Raw genomic sequence first — 16,143 nt, forward strand, 5'->3', positions numbered from 1 at the left:
GATCACGATCAGGCAGCTGGTTAGTCAACCCGCTGAGGATATGGGAGGTATCTTCTCCTGCAGCCACGGCAGCCTCTTTTCGTCTTTGAATGCTGGGCCAGTGTTTTCGTATTGTGAGAAAACATTATTGCCATACGAGATTAGCCATCCGCTAGAAGGTGGGTCAAGCGCGATCGGCGGCGGTTCTTCCCCTGCGGCGAACTGTCGCCTGCCAACCGATTGTGACCGCCGGCGCCTCTGCAACTCCTTGACCATAGGGTGACCCAGGTCATACTCTTATTCCACTTAGCAATATCTACTTTTCGCAATGTGGAATAACAGAACCGGTCCCCCGACCAGCGCTCACCACTGCGAATCCTTCAAGAACCGGAGATCCCCATGCAGACCCCTCCACCGGTCGGCGTCGAAAAGGCTCCTGACCTGACAACGCCGTCAGACTCCTCAGCCCACTCCGCCGCAGGCGTCGAAGCTCTTTGTGAATCAGCCAGCGCAGCTTCAGGCCAGGCCATCAGCCCCACCCTCTACAACGTCGATCTTGCCCCCACCAAACGCGCCGGCCGGAGCTGGTCCGGCTACAGCATCTTCACCCTCTGGGCCAACGATGTCCACAGCCTCGGCAACTACGCCTTCGCCATCGGACTGTTCGCCCTGGGACTGGGCGGCTGGCAAATCCTGCTGGCACTCGGCATCGGAGCTGCCCTGCTCTTCGGCCTCCTGAATCTCTCCGGATTCATGGGTGTTAAGACCGGCGTCCCCTTCCCGGTGATGAGCAGGATCAGCTTCGGCATCCGCGGGGCCCAGATAGCCAGCCTCCTCCGCGGCGCGGTCGCCGTCGCATGGTTCGGCATCCAGACCTACCTCGCGTCCGTCGTCTTCCGCGTGATGCTCGTGGCAATGTTCCCGGGCCTTGGAGAACTGGACAAGGACTCCATCCTGGGGCTGTCCACCCTGGGGTGGATCGCCTTCGTCATCCTCTGGGTTGTCCAGCTGGTCATCGTGAGCTTTGGCATGGAGATGATCCGCAAGTACGAGGCCTTTGCCGGCCCCATCATCCTGGTCACCATGGCCGCCATCGCCGTCTGGATCTTCATGGAAGCCGGCGGCGCCATCGCCTGGTCCTCGGACAACGCCCTCGAAGGGCCGGAAATGTGGCTAACCATCTTCGCCGGCGGCGCCCTCTGGGTCTCCATCTACGGCACGTTCGTCCTGAATTTCTGCGACTTCACCCGCTCCGCCGTCTCCAAGAAGGCCGTGGTCCGCGGAAACTTCTGGGGCATCCCCATCAACATGCTCGTGTTCGGCGCCATCGTCGTGGTGATGGCCGGCGGGCAGTTCAAGATCAACGGCACCATCATCGAGAGCCCCTCGGACATCGTCCAGACCATCCCCAACACGCTCTTCCTTGTCCTGGCGTGCCTGGCACTGCTGATCCTGACCATCGCGGTCAACCTCATGGCCAACTTCGTGGCTCCGGTCTATGCCCTCACCAACCTGTTCCCCAAACACCTGGACTTCCGCAAGGCTGCCTTCGTCAGCGCCGTCATCGGCCTGGTGATCCTGCCGTGGAATCTCTACAACAACCCGCTGGTGATCGTGTACTTCCTGGGCGGCCTCGGCGCCCTGCTCGGCCCCCTGTTCGGCGTCGTCATGGCTGATTACTGGCTGATCCGCCGTGGCAAGGTCAACGTCCCCGAGCTGTACACCGCATCGCCGGAAGGCGCGTACTACTACAAGAACGGCGTCAACCCCAGGGCCATCATCGCCATGGTGCCGGCCGCCGTCCTGGCACTCCTCATCGCCTTCGTCCCGGCGCTGGCGGCGGCAGCACCGTTTGCCTGGTTCTTCGCCGCCGGCATCGCAGCCGTTGTGTACTTCTTCATCGCGGACCGCTCGCAGCGGCTCGAAGACCGCGACGGCGAGGCCATCGCCGTTGCCAGCAAACACTAAGGATCCCCTGATGCGCATACTCGTTGCGAACGTCAACACCACCCAGTCCATGACGGATTCCATCGCCGCTTCGGCACGCAGCATCGCGGCACCCGGCACGGAGATCGTGGGGATTACACCCCGGTTCGGGGCCGACTCCTGCGAAGGGAACTTCGAAAGCTACCTGGCCGCCATCGCCGTGATGGACGCCGTCACCTCCTACCAGGAGCCGTTCGACGCCGTGGTGCAGGCCGGCTATGGCGAGCACGGACGGGAAGGGCTGCAGGAGCTCCTGGACGTCCCGGTGGTGGACATCACGGAAGCCGCCGCCAGCACCGCCATGTTCCTGGGCCACAAGTACTCGGTGGTCACCACCCTGGACCGGACCGTTCCGCTCATCGAGGACCGGCTCAAACTCGCGGGACTCGACGCCCGCTGCGCCTCCGTCCGGGCCAGCGGCATGGCCGTCCTTGAACTTGAGGAGGAACCGGAGCGCGCCGTGGAGGCCATTATCAACCAGGCGATGCTGGCCGTTAGCCAGGACAAGGCCGAGGTGATTGTGCTCGGTTGCGGCGGAATGGCAGGACTGGACGAGCAGATCAGGCTGCGGGCCGGAGTGCCCGTGGTGGACGGCGTGGCCTCCGCCGTGGCCATCGCCGAATCGCTGGTCCGCATGCGCCTGTCCACCTCCAAGGTGCGGACCTACGCTGCGCCGCGGCCCAAGACCGTCATAGGCTGGCCGCTGAACAGCACTGGCGTGCCCGCCGCCCTTTAGCAGCAGATCCCAAGGAGAACAGCGTGAACACTACCCCTCCCGCCGCGCGCGTTGCCGTCGTTACCGGGGCAGGTTCCGGCATCGGGCGGGAGGTGGCCCGGCAGATGCTGGCCGCCGGATACCGGGTAGCGCTGGCGGGCCGCCGGGAATCGCAGCTAAAGGAGACGGCGGACGATCACCCCGAAGCGCTGGTGGCGCCGTGCGACGTCACCCGGCAGGACGACGTCGAGCATCTTTTCGACGCCGTCCGCCGGAGGTGGGGCCGGGTGGACCTGCTGTTCAATAACGCCGGAGTGTTCGGTCCGGCAGCCAGCGTGGATGAGATTTCGCTGGAGGACTGGAACGCCACCCTCGCAGTCAACCTGACGGGTTCCATGCTGTGCGCCGCCGCCGCGGTCCGGGCCATGAAGGCGCAGGACCCGCAGGGCGGGCGGATCATTAACAACGGCTCCATCTCCGCGCACTCGCCCCGGCCCCGGACGGTGGCCTATGCCGTTACCAAGCACGCCATGACCGGCCTGACCAAAAGCATTGAGCTGGACGGGCGGGGCTTCGGGATCACGTGCGGGCAGATCGATATCGGCAACACGGCCACGGACATCATGGACACCATCGGCGTGGGCGCGGGGGCGCTGCAGGCGGACGGCAGCCGCCGGGTGGAACCGACCTTCCCGGTTGAGGACGCCGCCCGTGCGGTCCTGATGATGGCCGGCATGCCGCCGTCGGCCAGCGTCGGATCTGTGGTCATCACCGCCGCGGGGATGCCGTTCATCGGCCGCGGCTGACCCCCCGGGCTGACCCAACAACTCGGGGGTCAGAGCGGGAGCAGCGCGGAGAGGTCCGCGCGGAGGCCGGAGGCGGCAACCTTGTGCGCGGCCACCGCGTCCGCCCAGCCCAACTGGCCGGTCACCATCGCAAGCCAGGTGGCGGCGTCGCACTCAATGACATTGGGCGGCGTGCCGCGCGTGTGCCGCGGGCCTTCCACGCACTGGGTGACGCCGAACGGCGGCACCCGCACCTCCACCGAATTTCCCGGCGCCCGCGCAGTGACTTCCTCGAGCGTGTAGCGCACCGCCGTTGCCAGGATGGTCCGCGGGACAGGACCATCCGACGACGGTCCGGCGGCTTCGCGCCAGGCCTCCACCGCTGCGGCGCCTTCCTTCGGGTCGATCCGGCGACGGGCTACAGCCATGTTTCGGGCCCCTTTCGTGGGGATGCAGCGGCAAAGGCAACCAGAGTACCGCGGATGCTTAACAGTAAGGAATCGGGCGGGGGAGTACGATCGGTAGCACTCGTCACAACGGAAGGGAACGGCCCGTGCAGCTCGGCGCTTTCTCAGTAAGCCTCAACGTCAAGGACATCGCCGCTTCAACGGCTTTCTACGAAAAACTTGGGTTCACGCGTTTTGCCGGTGACATCGCGCAGAACTGGCTGATCCTGAAAAACGGCCAGGCGGTGGTGGGGCTTTTCCAGGGGATGTTGGAGAGGAACGCCCTGACTTTCAACCCCGGCTGGGACCAGGACGCCCAGCCGCTGGAGTCCTTCACTGATATCCGTGACCTCCAGCGGGAGCTGCAGGGCAACGGTGTCAGTTTCGCCAGCGAAGCGGAGGAAGGAACAACCGGGCCCGCGAGCTTCATTGTTGTTGACCCGGACGGCAACCCGGTCATCGTGGACCAGCACGTGTGAGGCGTCAACCCGTGCATGCCCAGTCCAGAAGCGCCTGGTCCGGAAGCGCCTGGTCCGGAAGCGCCTGGTCCAGAAGCACCTAGTCCAGAAGCGCAGAGACCGCCGGGCCAAGCCGGATCTTGCCCACCGGCCGGCCGCCGCCCATGACGGGATCAACCACCCTCTCCAGGACGCCGGCAACAGCGGGGATGTCCACCGCGCCGGCCGCGGCCAGGAGGGTCAGGGCCACCAGTGAGGTGGCACGCACGTTCCCGTCCAGGATCTTCACGGCCACGGAAACACCTTGCGCTGTGGCCATGGCCAGCACGCCTTCCGCGCCGATTTTGGCAATAATCTCCAGCTCATCCATGACCAGCGTGTTGGCCTCGCCAATGCCCTGGACGGCCCAGGGGTAGTCCAGCATGGACGTGGCGATGGTGGCGGCGCGGGCGCTGAAGCTCTGATCGCCCGGTGCTTTTGCCAGCTGCGAGTACCCCCGGGCAAGTCCCTTGAGGGACACCGCTGCCACGGGTGCGCCGCAGCCGTCGATACCCAGGTGGGCAATCTTCTCACCCGTGTATTCCTCCACCACGGTGCGGACCCGCTGCTGCAGCGGATGGTTGGGCTCCAGATAGCTGTGCGTGTCCCACCCGTTCTCCGTGCAGGCCCACAGGAAAGCTGCGTGCTTGCCGGAGCAGTTGAACGCCAGGCGCGACTTCCCCTTTTCGGAGCGCACCAGCCAGTTCCGGGCCGTCTCATCCTGCGGCCACGCCTCCGGGCACTGCAGCTGGTCCTCACGGACTCCGGCGGCCTTGAGCATTCCCGCCACCACGTCCATATGGTCCAGGGAACCGGTGTGGCTCCCGCATGCAACAGCTACCTGGGCGCCCCGCAGCGGGACGCCGGACTGCATGGACGCCAAGGCCTGGAAAGGCTTGAGCGTGGACCTGGCCAGGATGGGCGTGTTGATGTCGCCCAGCTCAGTGACCACGGATCCGTCCGCTGCCAGGAGGACGGCGGACCCGATATGCCGGGATTCCACAAAACCGCTGCGTTCGACGACGGCCAGTTCCACGGCGGAGTCCACGGTAAAGGTGGCATGGGGGTTGTGGGGCATGGTGCCAGTCTATGGGTCGCCCCCCGGAATGCTGCGCTATTCCACGGTGACCATCACGGACTGCCACCCGGACGCGCCGTCGGGAACAGGGTCGGCGCGCTGGTCCGTCTGCACCTCCCCGGAGCCGTCGGTGGCCCGGACCTTGATGTAGTGCTGCCCGGGAGTGGCGTCCCACTGGTAGGACCATTGCCGCCAGGTGACCAGCGACGCCTCCGTGGACAGCTCGGCTTCCATCCAGTCGCCGTCGTCCACCTGGATTTCCACCTTGGTGATGCCCCGTGTCTGTGCCCAGGCAGTGCCGCCCACGGCAACCTTCCCGGCAGGTACCTTGGCGAAGGACTTGGGAACGTCCACCCGCGCCATGGTCTTGATGGGGCCGCGTTCGGACCAGCCCCTTTCCGTCCAGTACGCTTTGCTGTCGGCGAACCGGGTGACCTCCAGGTCCACCACCCACTTGGTGGCGGAGACAAACCCGTACAGGCCGGGGACCACCATCCGCACCGGGTAGCCGTGCTCCAGCGGGAGCGGCTCACCGTTCATGCCGATGGCCAGCATTGCGTCCCGGTCGTCCTGGAGCACCTCCAGGGGCGTTGAGGCGCTGAAGCCGTCGATGGACGTGGAGAGCACCATGTCTGCTCCGTCCTTGGGCCGGGCACGCTTGAGTACTTCGCGGAGGGGGAACCCCAGCCATTTGGCGTTGCCGGCAAGGTTTCCGCCCACGGGGTTGGACACGCAGGTGAGTGTCACATGGGACTCGATCAGGTCGGCGTCGAGCAGGTCCTGGAACGTGAGCCGGACTTCCTCCTCAACCATGCCGTGGACCCGGAGCTCCCAGTTCGCCACGTCGATTTCCGGCACGCTGAGTGCGGTGTCGATGCGGTAGAACTCGCCGTTTGGCGTCACCCAGGGCGCCACCCCGGGCACCGGAGACTGCACGCCGGCTGGAACGGGCGGCGCCGCTTTGGCGGGCGAGGGCAGTTGCAGGGAATCCCGCGCCTGGAGGATATTGCTGCGGGCGGCACCCAGCATCCGGCCACCTGTGGCGGCCAGTCCGGCAGCGGCTGCGGTGATTCCAGCCGCCGCGAAAAAGCGGCGGCGGCTGGTTGCGGCGCGGGGCGTCTTTCCCGGCCCGGCCACCACGTCAGGGTAGTCAGCGACGGCGCTGCCGGCCGGCGCTTCCGGCCACGCCTTGGTTGCCGGCAGCTTTGTGATCAGGAACCGCAGCACCAGGAGGCCGGCCAGGGTTCCGGCCACTGACGGCAGCGCTTCGAAGGGCCCGACGCCGGCGCGGGTCACCACGCTGGCCACGATGACGGCACCCATGAACAGGACGCCGAGGACACCCAGCGCCCATCTGCGGTGGGCCACCACGCCCAGCACGCACGCCAGCGAAGTTATGGTCACGCCCATGCCCGCGAAGAGGGCAACTTTGTCATTGGTGCCGAACGTGGCGATGGCGAAGTCCTTCAGCCACGACGGCGTGAAATCGATGAAAGTTGATCCCAGGGCTATGAGCGGCGTGGCGCGGGCGGTGAAGAAGGCCCCGAGCAGTTCGGCCACGGCAAGGACGACGGCGGCCGCCACCACCCCTGCCAGCGCCGCCATGGCAGTGGGTCCCCGGAACCAGTTCTTCAGTTTCTCCATGACGGGTATTCGGAGCGGACAGGGTCCGGGATTGTCGCCGGGACGCCGGTGAGGCATTGGCGGTGACACAGCTTAGGAGCTCACAGGGTGCACAAAGTACCCTTGGAGACTGTGAAGGTACTCGTCATTGGCCCCGGAGGCCGCGAACACGCCATTGTCCGCTCCCTGCTCGCCGACCCCAACGTGTCCGAGGTCCATGCAGCACCCGGCAACGCCGGCATCAGCAAACTGGTCCCCACCCACAAGATCGACGGCAACGATCCTGACGCCGTCGCCGCACTCGCCAGCAGGCTGACCGTGGACCTGGTGGTGGTTGGCCCCGAAGCGCCGCTGGCCGCGGGTGTGTCCGACGCCGTCCGCGAGGCGGGCATCCCCGTGTTCGGTCCGAGCAAGGCCGCAGCCCAGCTGGAAGCGTCCAAAGCGTTCGCGAAGGAAATCATGGCCGAAGCGGGAGTGCCCACGGCCATGGCGATGGTGGCCACGAACGCCGAGGAGGCCGAATCGGCCCTGGATACCTTCGGTGCACCCTACGTGGTGAAGGATGACGGGCTCGCCGCAGGCAAGGGCGTGGTGGTCACCAAGGACCGCGGGGAGGCTTTGGCCCATGCGCAGTCCTGCTTCGATGCCGGCGGCTCCGTGGTGATCGAGGAGTTCCTGGACGGTCCCGAGGTTTCGCTGTTCGTCCTCTGCGACGGCCACAACACCGTGGCGCTTTCGCCCGCCCAGGACTTCAAACGGATTTTCGATAACGACGAGGGCCCCAACACCGGCGGCATGGGTGCCTACACTCCGCTCGAGTGGGCACCGGAAGGCCTTGTCCAGGAAGTCATTGAGCGCGTGGCCCAGCCCACCGTCAACGAGATGGCCCGCCGCGGCACCCCGTTCGTCGGCGTGCTGTTCGTGGGTTTGGCCCTCACCTCGCGCGGCACCCGCGTCATCGAGTTCAATGTCCGCTTTGGCGACCCGGAAACACAGGCCGTGCTGGCACGGCTGAAGACCCCGCTCGGCGCCCTGCTGCTGGCAGCCGCCAAGGGCGAACTGGACAAGGCAGAAGAGCTGCGGTGGGCCAGGGAAACTGCCGTCGCCGTCGTCGTCGCGTCCGAAAACTATCCTGACACTCCCCGCACGGGGGACCGCATCCGCGGGCTCAAGAAGGTGGAGGAACTCGACGGCGTCCACGTCATCCATGCCGGTACGGCCTTTGACGAGGACGGCAAAGTGGTGTCCGCGGGCGGGCGCGTGCTCGCCGTCGTCGCCCTCGGCAGCGACCTCGTGGACGCGCGGGAAAAAGCATACGACGGCGTGGAGCTGGTCCAGCTTGAAGGCTCGCAGTTCCGCACCGATATTGGCGGAAAAGCCGCCCGCGGGGAAATAAAGGTCCCCTCCACCGCCAGCGCATCCCTCCACGGGACCAAGACGAAGGCCTGACATGAGCAACGATCCAGCACCCCGCGGTTTCAACACCAAGACCCTCGACCTTCCCGGATGGACCCACGTCTACTCCGGCAAGGTCAGGGACCTCTACGAGCCGGCAGACGAGGCGATCCTGCAGCGTGTGGGCCAGGACTGCGTGCTGGTGGTGGCCAGCGACCGGATCAGCGCCTTCGACCACGTCCTGTCCTCCCTGATTCCGGACAAGGGACGCATCCTCACCCAGCTCAGCCTGTGGTGGTTCGACCAGCTGGACGTGGACCATCACGTCCTGGGCTCCACGGTGCAAGACGGCGTCCCGGCCGAGGTGGAAGGCCGGGCCATGATCTGCAAGAAGCTGGACATGTTCCCGGTGGAGTGCATCGCCCGCGGCTACCTCACAGGCTCCGGCCTGCAGGAGTACAAGGCCTCGGGGACCGTGTGCAGCATTCCGCTGCCGGAGGGCCTGGTTGACGGGTCGCGGCTGGACCACGCCATCTTCACGCCGTCGGCCAAGGCCGAGGTGGGCGAGCATGACGAGAACATCACGTACGACGCCGTGGTGGCCATGGTGGGCGACGACATCGCCGGACGCCTGAGCGAGCTCACGCTCAAGATCTACAACACCGCCGAGAAAATTACCCGTGAGCGTGGCATCATCCTGGCCGATACAAAGGTCGAATTTGGCTATGACCCCGTCACTGGGCTTATCACCCTGGGGGATGAGGTGCTGACGCCGGATTCCTCGCGCTTCTGGGATGCCGCCACTTACCAGCCGGGCCAGGCACAGCCGTCCTACGACAAACAGTATGTGCGCGATTGGCTGACGTCTGCTGAATCAGGCTGGGACAGGTCCTCGGATACGCCGCCACCGGCGCTGCCCAACGAGGTTGTTGACCGTACACGCGGCCGCTACGTCGAGGCCTACGAGAAACTGACGGGGAAAACCTTCGCCTGACGGAGCCCCAGCTGCTCCCGGCGGATGGTGCTTTACCTAGCTGGCTTTGGCAGCGGCCGCGGCGCGCTGCTGTGCCAGCTTTATTTCCAGGACCGCGTCCATTGCCTGCTGGACGCGGTCAGCCGCTCCTGCCGCACTGAAGGCCTTCTGGGCTTCCTCGAGGTGCACCAGGGCTTCCTCGGATTCGCCTGCGGCCTTGAGGGACTTGCCCAGCAGCAGCGAGACTTCACCGGCGGTGTGCTTTGCCAGGCTGGCGCGCTCCGCATGGATTTCGCGGAGCTTCTCGACGGCGGCAACAATGTCCCCGGTCAGGTACAGCCAGCGGGCGCGGATGAAGGCGACCTCCAGCTGGTCGGACTTGTTGCCACCCACGATGGACAGGGCCAGTTCGGCCCGTTCGATCGATGACAGTGTCTCGGGCTCAACGATCCCGGAGGACAGGCGAACGGCCGCAGAGGCTTTGTTGAACCGTGCCCACAGTTCGATGTCGTTGGCGGGGGAGAGCAGCCGGGCTGCCCGTTCGTGGTGCTTGATGCCTTCCTGGTAGTCGTGCCGCATGAAGGCCACGTTGCCGATCACCCAGGCCACTTCGCCGGCGAGCTGGGACATGGAGTGCTCATCCACGTGGTCGATCATCGCCTGGCAGTATTTCCAGGCTTCGTCCAGCCGGCCGCTTTCGGCCAGTGCGCCGATCAGTGCCCGGTGGGCGCCGATGATGAGCGTGGAACCCTTCGGCAGCTGCGAACACAGCCGCACGGCCTCCATGGCGTGGTCCACGGCTGCGCTCAGCTGGCCCTGGCCCTGGGCGATGCCGGCGAGCATCTGGCGGGCCCGTACAGCGAGGCCTGCTGATTCCGTGGCCATGGGGTGCTCCAGCAGGTGCTGCATGATGCGCTGGCATTCCTGCCAGTTGCCCTGCTTGATGAGGCACTCCGCCTGCATGTACGTCATGTTCCACCAGGCGCTCGTGTTCCTGCCTTCGAGGGCTATTTTGGCAGCTGTGGCGGCGTGGCTTGCCGCAAGCTGGTAGTCCCTCAGGTCCCACGCCTGCCGGGCGTACAACCCGGCGAGGACGTATTCGGCATCACTCACCGAGATGGGCTGGCTCCAGGCTTCGAGTGCCTTGGGTGCCAGTTCCAGCCTGCGTGCAAGTTCCTCGATGACCTCCGCCGTAGGTTCCCTGCGGCCGGTCTCAAGTAGTGAAATATAGCTGGGGGAATACAGGTCCTTTCCCAGTTCCGCCTGTGTCAGCCCCCGTTCGAGACGCTCCGCACGGAGCTTCTCCCCGAATCCGTTGCCCACGGGATTTCCTCCTTTTCCGGACGGTCTTCGTACAAAATGCTTGACAGTCCCTGTGGAAAACATTTTACAATGTATGTCAACAAGGACAGTGCTGGCTTTGTAACGAATCCGACTCGTATTGAGGAACCCATTTATGTTGAAGAAGATCGCAACCGCGGCCGTACTGGCAGGCGCCCTTGCTTTTTCTGCTGCGGCTCCAGCTGTCCTGTCTGCCGGTTCCATCGCGGACTCCACCAGTATTTCGGCAAAAGTTGGAAACTGGCCTGACCCGATGTCCAAGAAGACCAAGGACAAGGGTGCAGATACCTCGTACACCACGTACGTAGGCAACTGGCCCGACCCGATGTAATAGCTTCCTCACACAGGAGGCGAGGACGGCCCCGGAGCGCAAGCTTCGGGGCCGTTCCTTTTAAGGAGAAAAGAGGGCCTCCGCAAGGAGACCCTCTTACTTTTTGGTCGGGATGACAGGATTTGAACCTGCGACCTCTTCGTCCCGAACGAAGCGCGCTACCAAGCTGCGCTACATCCCGATCCGCTGCAAAAGCAACTTTACAAGGATAGCCGATGCCGGGTCCCGATGCGAAATCCCGGACGAAAATCAGACCAACGAATCCTTCCAGGCGCCGTGGAGGTCCGCAAAGCGGCCGCCGCCGCCAATGAGTTCAGCCGGGCTGCCGTCCTCCACGATCCGGCCGTCATGCACCACCAGTACCCTGTCAGCGGTTTCCACCGTGGACAGGCGGTGGGCAATGATGAGCGCCGTCCTGCGGGCCGCTTCCGTGCCCGCCAGGAGCCGAGCCAGGCCCTGCTGCACCAGCCTCTCGGACGGGATGTCCAGGGAGGACGTTGCCTCGTCCAGGATCAGCACGGCCGGACGGGCCAGGAACGCCCGGGCAAAACTGATGAGCTGCCGCTGTCCGGACGAGACGCGACCGCCGCGTTTATTGACGTCGGTGTCGTAGCCTTCAGGCAGTTCCATGATGAAGTCGTGGGCGCCTACGGCTTTGGCCGCGTCCTCGATCTCCGTCCGGGAAGCCTCCGGGCGGCCCAGGGCAATGTTGTCCGCCACCGAGCCGCTGAACAGGAATGCCTCCTGGGTGACCATCACAATGTTGCGGCGCAGGTCCGTGGTGCCCAGGTGGCGGACGTCGACGCCGTCGAGCGTGAGGGAACCAGCGGAGACGTCGTAGAAGCGTGCTATCAGCTTCGCCAGCGTGGACTTACCGGCACCCGTCTGTCCTACCAGGGCAACTGTCTGTCCCGCGGGAATGTGGAGGTCCAAAGTGGGGACAATCAGCGGGCCCTCGCCGTAGCGGAACTCCACGCCGTTGAAGTCGATGGCTCCCTTGGCCTGCTTCAGGGCAACCGGGTTCCTGGGCGGGCGGACCGTCGGCACCTCTTCCAGGAGCCCCGACACCTTCTCAAGCGCGGCCTGCGCACTCTGGAAGGAGTTGTAGAACATGGCCATCTGGTCCACCGGCTGGAAGAACCGTTTGGTGGAGAGGATGAGCGCCAGCAGCACCCCTACCTCCAGGTCACCGCCGAGGACGCGGAAGCCGCCGAAGAGCAGGACCACGGCCACGCAGACGTTGCCGATCAGGACCAGCCCCGGCTGGAAGATGCCGTTGAGGTTGATGGAGCGCACGGTGACCCGCCGGTAGTCCTCGGCAAGCTGGCCGTACCGGCCGGAGTTTTCCTGCTCCTTGCGGAAAGCCTTGACGGCGCGGATTCCGGTCATGGTTTCCACGAAGTGAACAATGAGCCGGGCGGACACCACACGGGATTCGCGGAAGGCTATCTGGGAGTGCTTCTGGTACCAGCGGGCCAGGAAGAACATGGGCACGCCGGCGGCCAGCACCAGCAGGCCGCTCCGCCAGTCAAGGGCAAACACGGTGATGGCGGTGAAGACCATGAACAGCATGCCTGACGCCAGCGAGCTGACGCCGGAGTCCAGGAGTTCGCGGAGGGCTTCCAGGTCCGAGGTCTGCCGGGCGATGATCCGGCCCGACGTGTACTTTTCGTGGAACTCGAGGCTCAGCCCCTGGGTCTGGCGGAAGACCCGGAGGCGCAGGTCCAGCAGCATGGCCTGGCTGAGCTTCGCGGTGGAGGTGACGTACAAAGCCGTGAGCCCCGCCGTCGCAATGGCAGCAAGGAGGTAGGCGGCGCCGGTGAACACCAGGGGTGCGTTGTCCCCGGCCTGCAGGGCAGGCAGGGCACGGTCGATGCCAAAGGCGATCAGCGCCGGACCGGCCACCCTTGCTGCCTGGGAGAGGACCACCATGGCGATGGTCAGCCAGAACCGGAGCCGCACCGGCCGGATCAGTGACCGCAGGAGCGCCAGTGACCGCCGTCGGACGGCCCTGCTGTCACTCTTGCTGAGGTGCGCGTTGTCTTCATTGGCAGTGCCGAAGGAGGCGGTGCTCATCGGGTGACCTCCGCTTCCTGGATGGCTGCTTCTTCCTTGAGGTCCGAGAGTTCCGTGTCCAGGTCCCGGGGTTCCTGGTCCAGGCTCGCAATGACGTAGCGGTAATGGTCGTTGCCCGCCAGCAGTTCCGTGTGGGTTCCGACGGCGGTGATCCGGCCTTCCTCAAGCAGCGCCACCCGGTCCGCAAGGGCCACGGTGGACGGCCTGTGCGCGACGATCAGGGTGGTGGTGTCCTTCAGTACGGCACGGAGCCGGGTTTCCACCAGTTCCTCCGTGTGGACGTCGAGGGCGGAGAGCGGGTCATCCAGCACCAGCACGCGGGGGCGGGCCGCGATGGCACGGGCCAGGGCGATCCGCTGGCGCTGCCCGCCGGACAGGCTCAGGCCTTCCTCGCCGATCAAGGTGTCCAGGCCCTCCGGCAGGGAGTACGCGAAGTGTGCCTGGGCAACATCCAGGGCTTCCTCCAGGACGGCGTCGCTGCGGACGGGGGCACCGAGCAGCACATTGTCCCGGACGGAGTTGGAGAACAGGGTGGTGTCCTCGAAGGCCACCGCCACGATGCGGCGCAGCTCCTCCACGTCGAAGTCCCGCAGGTCCACGCCGTCGATGCTGATGGATCCGTCGGTGACGTCATACAGCCGGGGCACCAGCTGGAGCATCGCGCTCTTGCCGCTGCCCGTGATTCCCACCAGGGCCATGGTTTCACCCGGCCGGACGTCCAGGCTGACGTTCTCCAGGATGGGTTTGTCCGGGGCATCCTCGTAAGCAAAGGTGGCGTTGTGGAATTCGAGGGCGCCCGCGAGCTGGCGCGGCAGGCGCGGTTCCGGGGGACTGGTGATGGTGTTGGCGGAATCCATGACTTCGTAGTGGCGGTCGACGGCGGTCTTGGCAGTGAGTGCCATGGCCAGCAGCATGCCGGAGAATTCCACGGGTGAGGCAATGACGGCCGCCGTGGCAAAAAAGGCCACCAATGCGCCGATGCTCAGTTGCCCGCTGGCACAGAGCATGATGCCCACCACCAGGCCCGCGCCGAGGGCAAGTTCCGGCAAGAGGGTGACCACCATGGTGAACATGGCCTGGTGGCGCGCTTTGTCGATCTCTGTTTGGCGCAGCTCTTCGGCTTGTTCCTCGAAGACTTCGAGTGCTTCCCGGCTGCGTCCAAAGGCCTTGAGCACACGGATGCCGTGTACCGATTCCTCCACCGTGGTGGCCAGGTCGCCTGCCTGGTCCTGGCTGCGGCGGGCCACCTTGCTGAAGCGGGTGCGGAACCGGAAGCTGTACGCCATGATGGGCACGGCCGCGGCCAGGAAAATGAGGGCCAGCTGCCAGCTCATGGCGAACATAACGGCAATACCGATAAGAACGGTGAGCGTGGTGACCACCAGCATGATGGCGCCAAACGCCATCCAGCGGCGCAGGAAGTTGAGGTCCGTCATGGCGCGGGACAGGAGCTGGCCTGAGCCCCAGCGGTCGTGGAAGGAGACCGTGAGCTCCTGCAGGTGGTCGTAGAGGGACACACGCATCCGGGTTTCCACTGTGGTGGCGGGATTGATCACGAACTGGCGGCGGAGTGCCACCAGTCCCGCCTCGGCTATGCCCAGGACCAGGATGATGCCGGCCGAAACCCAGATGGCTTCGCTGGCGCCGCCCGGCTTCAGCGACTCGTTGACCAGCACCCGCAGCACCTGGGGGATCGCCAGCGCAACGATACTGGCCAGCAGCGCGCACACGAGTCCCAGCAGCAGCCGTGGAATGATGGGCCGGACATGGGGATAGAGACGACTGATCGATCGAAAAAATGAAGATTGCTTGGCCATGCCCGCTTCTCAAGCTCTAAAACGAATGTAGTTTCCCTTAGCAACTACCTTATGCCATGGACGTGAGGCGGTTCACAGGAATTTCGGCGTGATAAAGAGCTTGCCCAGTTATTGCGTTCCGCAATGCAGCATGATCCTGCACGCGCAGCAGGATCAGCTGGGAGAGGTGAGGGTCAGCAGTACTGCCTCGGGCTTGCAGGCGATCCTTACCGGGGCGAAGCGGGAGGTGCCGATGCCGCCGGACACGTTGACCGGCGTCGTACTTCCGTTGCTCTGCCAGTCATTAAGCCCTTTTGCACGCCACGTGGGAAGGTCGCAGTTGGCCACCAGCGCGCCGTAGCCCGGGATGCATATCTGGCCCCCGTGCGTGTGGCCGGCCAGCAGGAGGTCCGCCCCGTTTTCGGTGAAGTGGTCCAGCACCCGCTGGTAGGGTGCGTGGATGACGGCCACTTTGAGGTGGTCTGCGGCGTCCTGGTTTACGGTTCCACGGGGCCAGCCGGCGTACTTTTCGCGCTTCAGGTGGGGATCGTCAACACCGGAGAAGTCAAAGCGCATGCCGTTCAGCACCAAGGACTGGTGGCGGTTGGTCAGGTCAACCCAGCCGGCCATGCCGAAACCTGAGCGCAGCCGGGGCCAGTCCAGCATCTTGGGTTTGGGCTTCACCTTGGAGGGCCCCAGCAGGTACAGGGCAGGATTCTTAGGGCTCGGCGCGAAGTAGTCGTTGGAGCCTGGAACGAAAACCCCGGGGAAGTCCATCAGCGGGCGCAGGGCGGCCAGGAGGGGGTCCACGGCTTTGGGGTGGCTGAGGTTGTCGCCGGTGTTGGCCACCAGGTCCGGCTTGAGGTCGGCCAGCGACTGAAGCCAGGCCGCCTTCTTTTTCTGGCCGGTAATGAAGTGGATATCGCTCAGGTGGAGGATGCGGAACGGGTTGTGTCCCGGCGGCAGGATCGCCAGGGTTTCCTCGCGGAGGACGAACTGGTCCTTCTCCCACAGGCCATACCCGAAGGCGGCTGCCCCGGCGGCAACGCCGGCTCCGGCGGTGACGGCAAGGCCGCGTCCGAGGGTGCGGGCGCGGCCGGCCAACGTGTTGGTCGATGTCAT

14 protein-coding genes and 1 tRNA gene are annotated in these 16,143 nt (G+C 65.3%); 7 read left to right on the top strand and 8 right to left on the bottom strand.

Annotated elements, in window-relative coordinates:
- The first annotated feature begins 378 nt into the window (after nucleotides 1-378).
- Genes IEX33_RS00005 through IEX33_RS00015 form a run of 3 tightly spaced genes read left to right on the top strand, consistent with a single transcriptional unit; the run spans nucleotide 379 to nucleotide 3,486 of the window.
- Nucleotides 379-1,947 carry an NCS1 family nucleobase:cation symporter-1 gene (locus tag IEX33_RS00005; protein WP_188726715.1) on the top strand — a complete coding sequence of 523 codons (1,569 nt, stop codon included), beginning with the start codon at nucleotides 379-381 and terminating at the stop codon, nucleotides 1,945-1,947.
- Nucleotides 1,948-1,957: 10 nt separating this feature from the next.
- Entirely contained in the window at nucleotides 1,958-2,701 is a 744-nt protein-coding gene (locus IEX33_RS00010; protein WP_188726717.1) for an aspartate/glutamate racemase family protein, read from the top strand.
- A 23-nt stretch (nucleotides 2,702-2,724) separates the two neighbouring features.
- Complete coding sequence (locus IEX33_RS00015) at nucleotides 2,725-3,486, top strand: SDR family oxidoreductase (RefSeq protein WP_188726719.1); 762 nt, start codon at nucleotides 2,725-2,727, stop codon at nucleotides 3,484-3,486.
- A 29-nt stretch (nucleotides 3,487-3,515) separates the two neighbouring features.
- Here the strand turns inward: IEX33_RS00015 and IEX33_RS00020 are convergent, their stop codons facing one another.
- Nucleotides 3,516-3,893 carry a sterol carrier family protein gene (locus tag IEX33_RS00020; RefSeq protein WP_188726721.1) on the bottom strand — a complete coding sequence of 126 codons (378 nt, stop codon included), beginning with the start codon at nucleotides 3,891-3,893 and terminating at the stop codon, nucleotides 3,516-3,518.
- A 125-nt stretch (nucleotides 3,894-4,018) separates the two neighbouring features.
- On the opposite strand from IEX33_RS00020, the gene IEX33_RS00025 reads away from it, so the two are divergent.
- A complete protein-coding gene (locus IEX33_RS00025) occupies nucleotides 4,019-4,390 on the top strand; it encodes a VOC family protein (RefSeq protein WP_188726722.1) in 372 nt (123 codons plus the stop codon).
- Between the two features lie 79 nt (nucleotides 4,391-4,469).
- Here the strand turns inward: IEX33_RS00025 and IEX33_RS00030 are convergent, their stop codons facing one another.
- Together IEX33_RS00030 and IEX33_RS00035 are read right to left on the bottom strand one after the other, a co-directional pair.
- A complete protein-coding gene (locus tag IEX33_RS00030; protein WP_104184751.1) occupies nucleotides 4,470-5,486 on the bottom strand; it encodes an asparaginase in 1,017 nt (338 codons plus the stop codon).
- A 36-nt stretch (nucleotides 5,487-5,522) separates the two neighbouring features.
- The gene (locus IEX33_RS00035) at nucleotides 5,523-7,130 is read right to left on the bottom strand and encodes a molybdopterin-dependent oxidoreductase (RefSeq protein ID WP_188726725.1); all 1,608 of its coding nucleotides are present in this window, start codon (nucleotides 7,128-7,130) and stop codon (nucleotides 5,523-5,525) included.
- Nucleotides 7,131-7,241: 111 nt separating this feature from the next.
- On the opposite strand from IEX33_RS00035, the gene purD reads away from it, so the two are divergent.
- Both purD and IEX33_RS00045 read left to right on the top strand, forming a co-directional pair.
- Entirely contained in the window at nucleotides 7,242-8,558 is a 1,317-nt protein-coding gene (gene purD / locus IEX33_RS00040; RefSeq protein WP_188726726.1) for a phosphoribosylamine--glycine ligase, read from the top strand.
- A gap of 1 nt (nucleotide 8,559) precedes the next feature.
- Nucleotides 8,560-9,498, top strand: coding sequence for a phosphoribosylaminoimidazolesuccinocarboxamide synthase (locus tag IEX33_RS00045; protein ID WP_188726729.1), 939 nt, complete (start codon nucleotides 8,560-8,562; stop codon nucleotides 9,496-9,498).
- A 36-nt stretch (nucleotides 9,499-9,534) separates the two neighbouring features.
- Here IEX33_RS00045 and IEX33_RS00050 read toward each other — a convergent pair whose 3' ends face one another.
- Nucleotides 9,535-10,800: a helix-turn-helix domain-containing protein gene (locus tag IEX33_RS00050; RefSeq protein WP_104184747.1), complete on the bottom strand. Its 1,266-nt coding sequence runs from the start codon at nucleotides 10,798-10,800 to the stop codon at nucleotides 9,535-9,537.
- A 133-nt stretch (nucleotides 10,801-10,933) separates the two neighbouring features.
- Here IEX33_RS00050 and IEX33_RS00055 point away from each other — a divergent pair, with 133 nt between their 5' ends.
- Nucleotides 10,934-11,149 (top strand): hypothetical protein, encoded by a 216-nt coding sequence (locus IEX33_RS00055; RefSeq protein ID WP_104184746.1) that lies wholly within the window; start codon nucleotides 10,934-10,936, stop codon nucleotides 11,147-11,149.
- A gap of 104 nt (nucleotides 11,150-11,253) precedes the next feature.
- Here IEX33_RS00055 and IEX33_RS00060 read toward each other — a convergent pair.
- From IEX33_RS00060 to IEX33_RS00075, 4 genes are all read right to left on the bottom strand, one after another.
- Nucleotides 11,254-11,330 (bottom strand) — tRNA-Pro (locus IEX33_RS00060).
- 68 nt (nucleotides 11,331-11,398) lie between these two features.
- Entirely contained in the window at nucleotides 11,399-13,225 is a 1,827-nt protein-coding gene (locus IEX33_RS00065) for an ABC transporter ATP-binding protein (protein ID WP_188726731.1), read from the bottom strand.
- On the bottom strand, nucleotides 13,222-15,042 hold the full coding sequence (locus IEX33_RS00070) for an ABC transporter ATP-binding protein (protein WP_188726733.1): 1,821 nt from the start codon (nucleotides 15,040-15,042) through the stop codon (nucleotides 13,222-13,224). Before IEX33_RS00070 ends, IEX33_RS00065 begins: the two co-directional genes overlap by 4 nt.
- Nucleotides 15,043-15,195: 153 nt before the next feature.
- Nucleotides 15,196-16,143, bottom strand: coding sequence for a metallophosphoesterase (locus tag IEX33_RS00075; RefSeq protein WP_188726735.1), 948 nt, complete (start codon nucleotides 16,141-16,143; stop codon nucleotides 15,196-15,198).

This window comes from Pseudarthrobacter scleromae (assembly GCF_014644515.1).
Lineage (GTDB): Bacteria > Actinomycetota > Actinomycetes > Actinomycetales > Micrococcaceae > Arthrobacter > Arthrobacter scleromae.

Coding starts and splice junctions, on each gene's coding strand:
- IEX33_RS00020 (WP_188726721.1), bottom strand. CDS start 3,893: ATGGCTGTAGCCCGTCGCCGGATCGACCCGAAGGAAGGCGCCGCAGCG.
- IEX33_RS00010 (WP_188726717.1), top strand. CDS start 1,958: ATGCGCATACTCGTTGCGAACGTCAACACCACCCAGTCCATGACGGAT.
- IEX33_RS00035 (WP_188726725.1), bottom strand. CDS start 7,130: ATGGAGAAACTGAAGAACTGGTTCCGGGGACCCACTGCCATGGCGGCG.
- IEX33_RS00075 (WP_188726735.1), bottom strand. CDS start 16,143: ATGACATCGACCAACACGTTGGCCGGCCGCGCCCGCACCCTCGGACGC.
- IEX33_RS00070 (WP_188726733.1), bottom strand. CDS start 15,042: ATGGCCAAGCAATCTTCATTTTTTCGATCGATCAGTCGTCTCTATCCC.
- IEX33_RS00045 (WP_188726729.1), top strand. CDS start 8,560: ATGAGCAACGATCCAGCACCCCGCGGTTTCAACACCAAGACCCTCGAC.
- IEX33_RS00030 (WP_104184751.1), bottom strand. CDS start 5,486: ATGCCCCACAACCCCCATGCCACCTTTACCGTGGACTCCGCCGTGGAA.
- IEX33_RS00005 (WP_188726715.1), top strand. CDS start 379: ATGCAGACCCCTCCACCGGTCGGCGTCGAAAAGGCTCCTGACCTGACA.
- IEX33_RS00065 (WP_188726731.1), bottom strand. CDS start 13,225: ATGAGCACCGCCTCCTTCGGCACTGCCAATGAAGACAACGCGCACCTC.
- IEX33_RS00055 (WP_104184746.1), top strand. CDS start 10,934: ATGTTGAAGAAGATCGCAACCGCGGCCGTACTGGCAGGCGCCCTTGCT.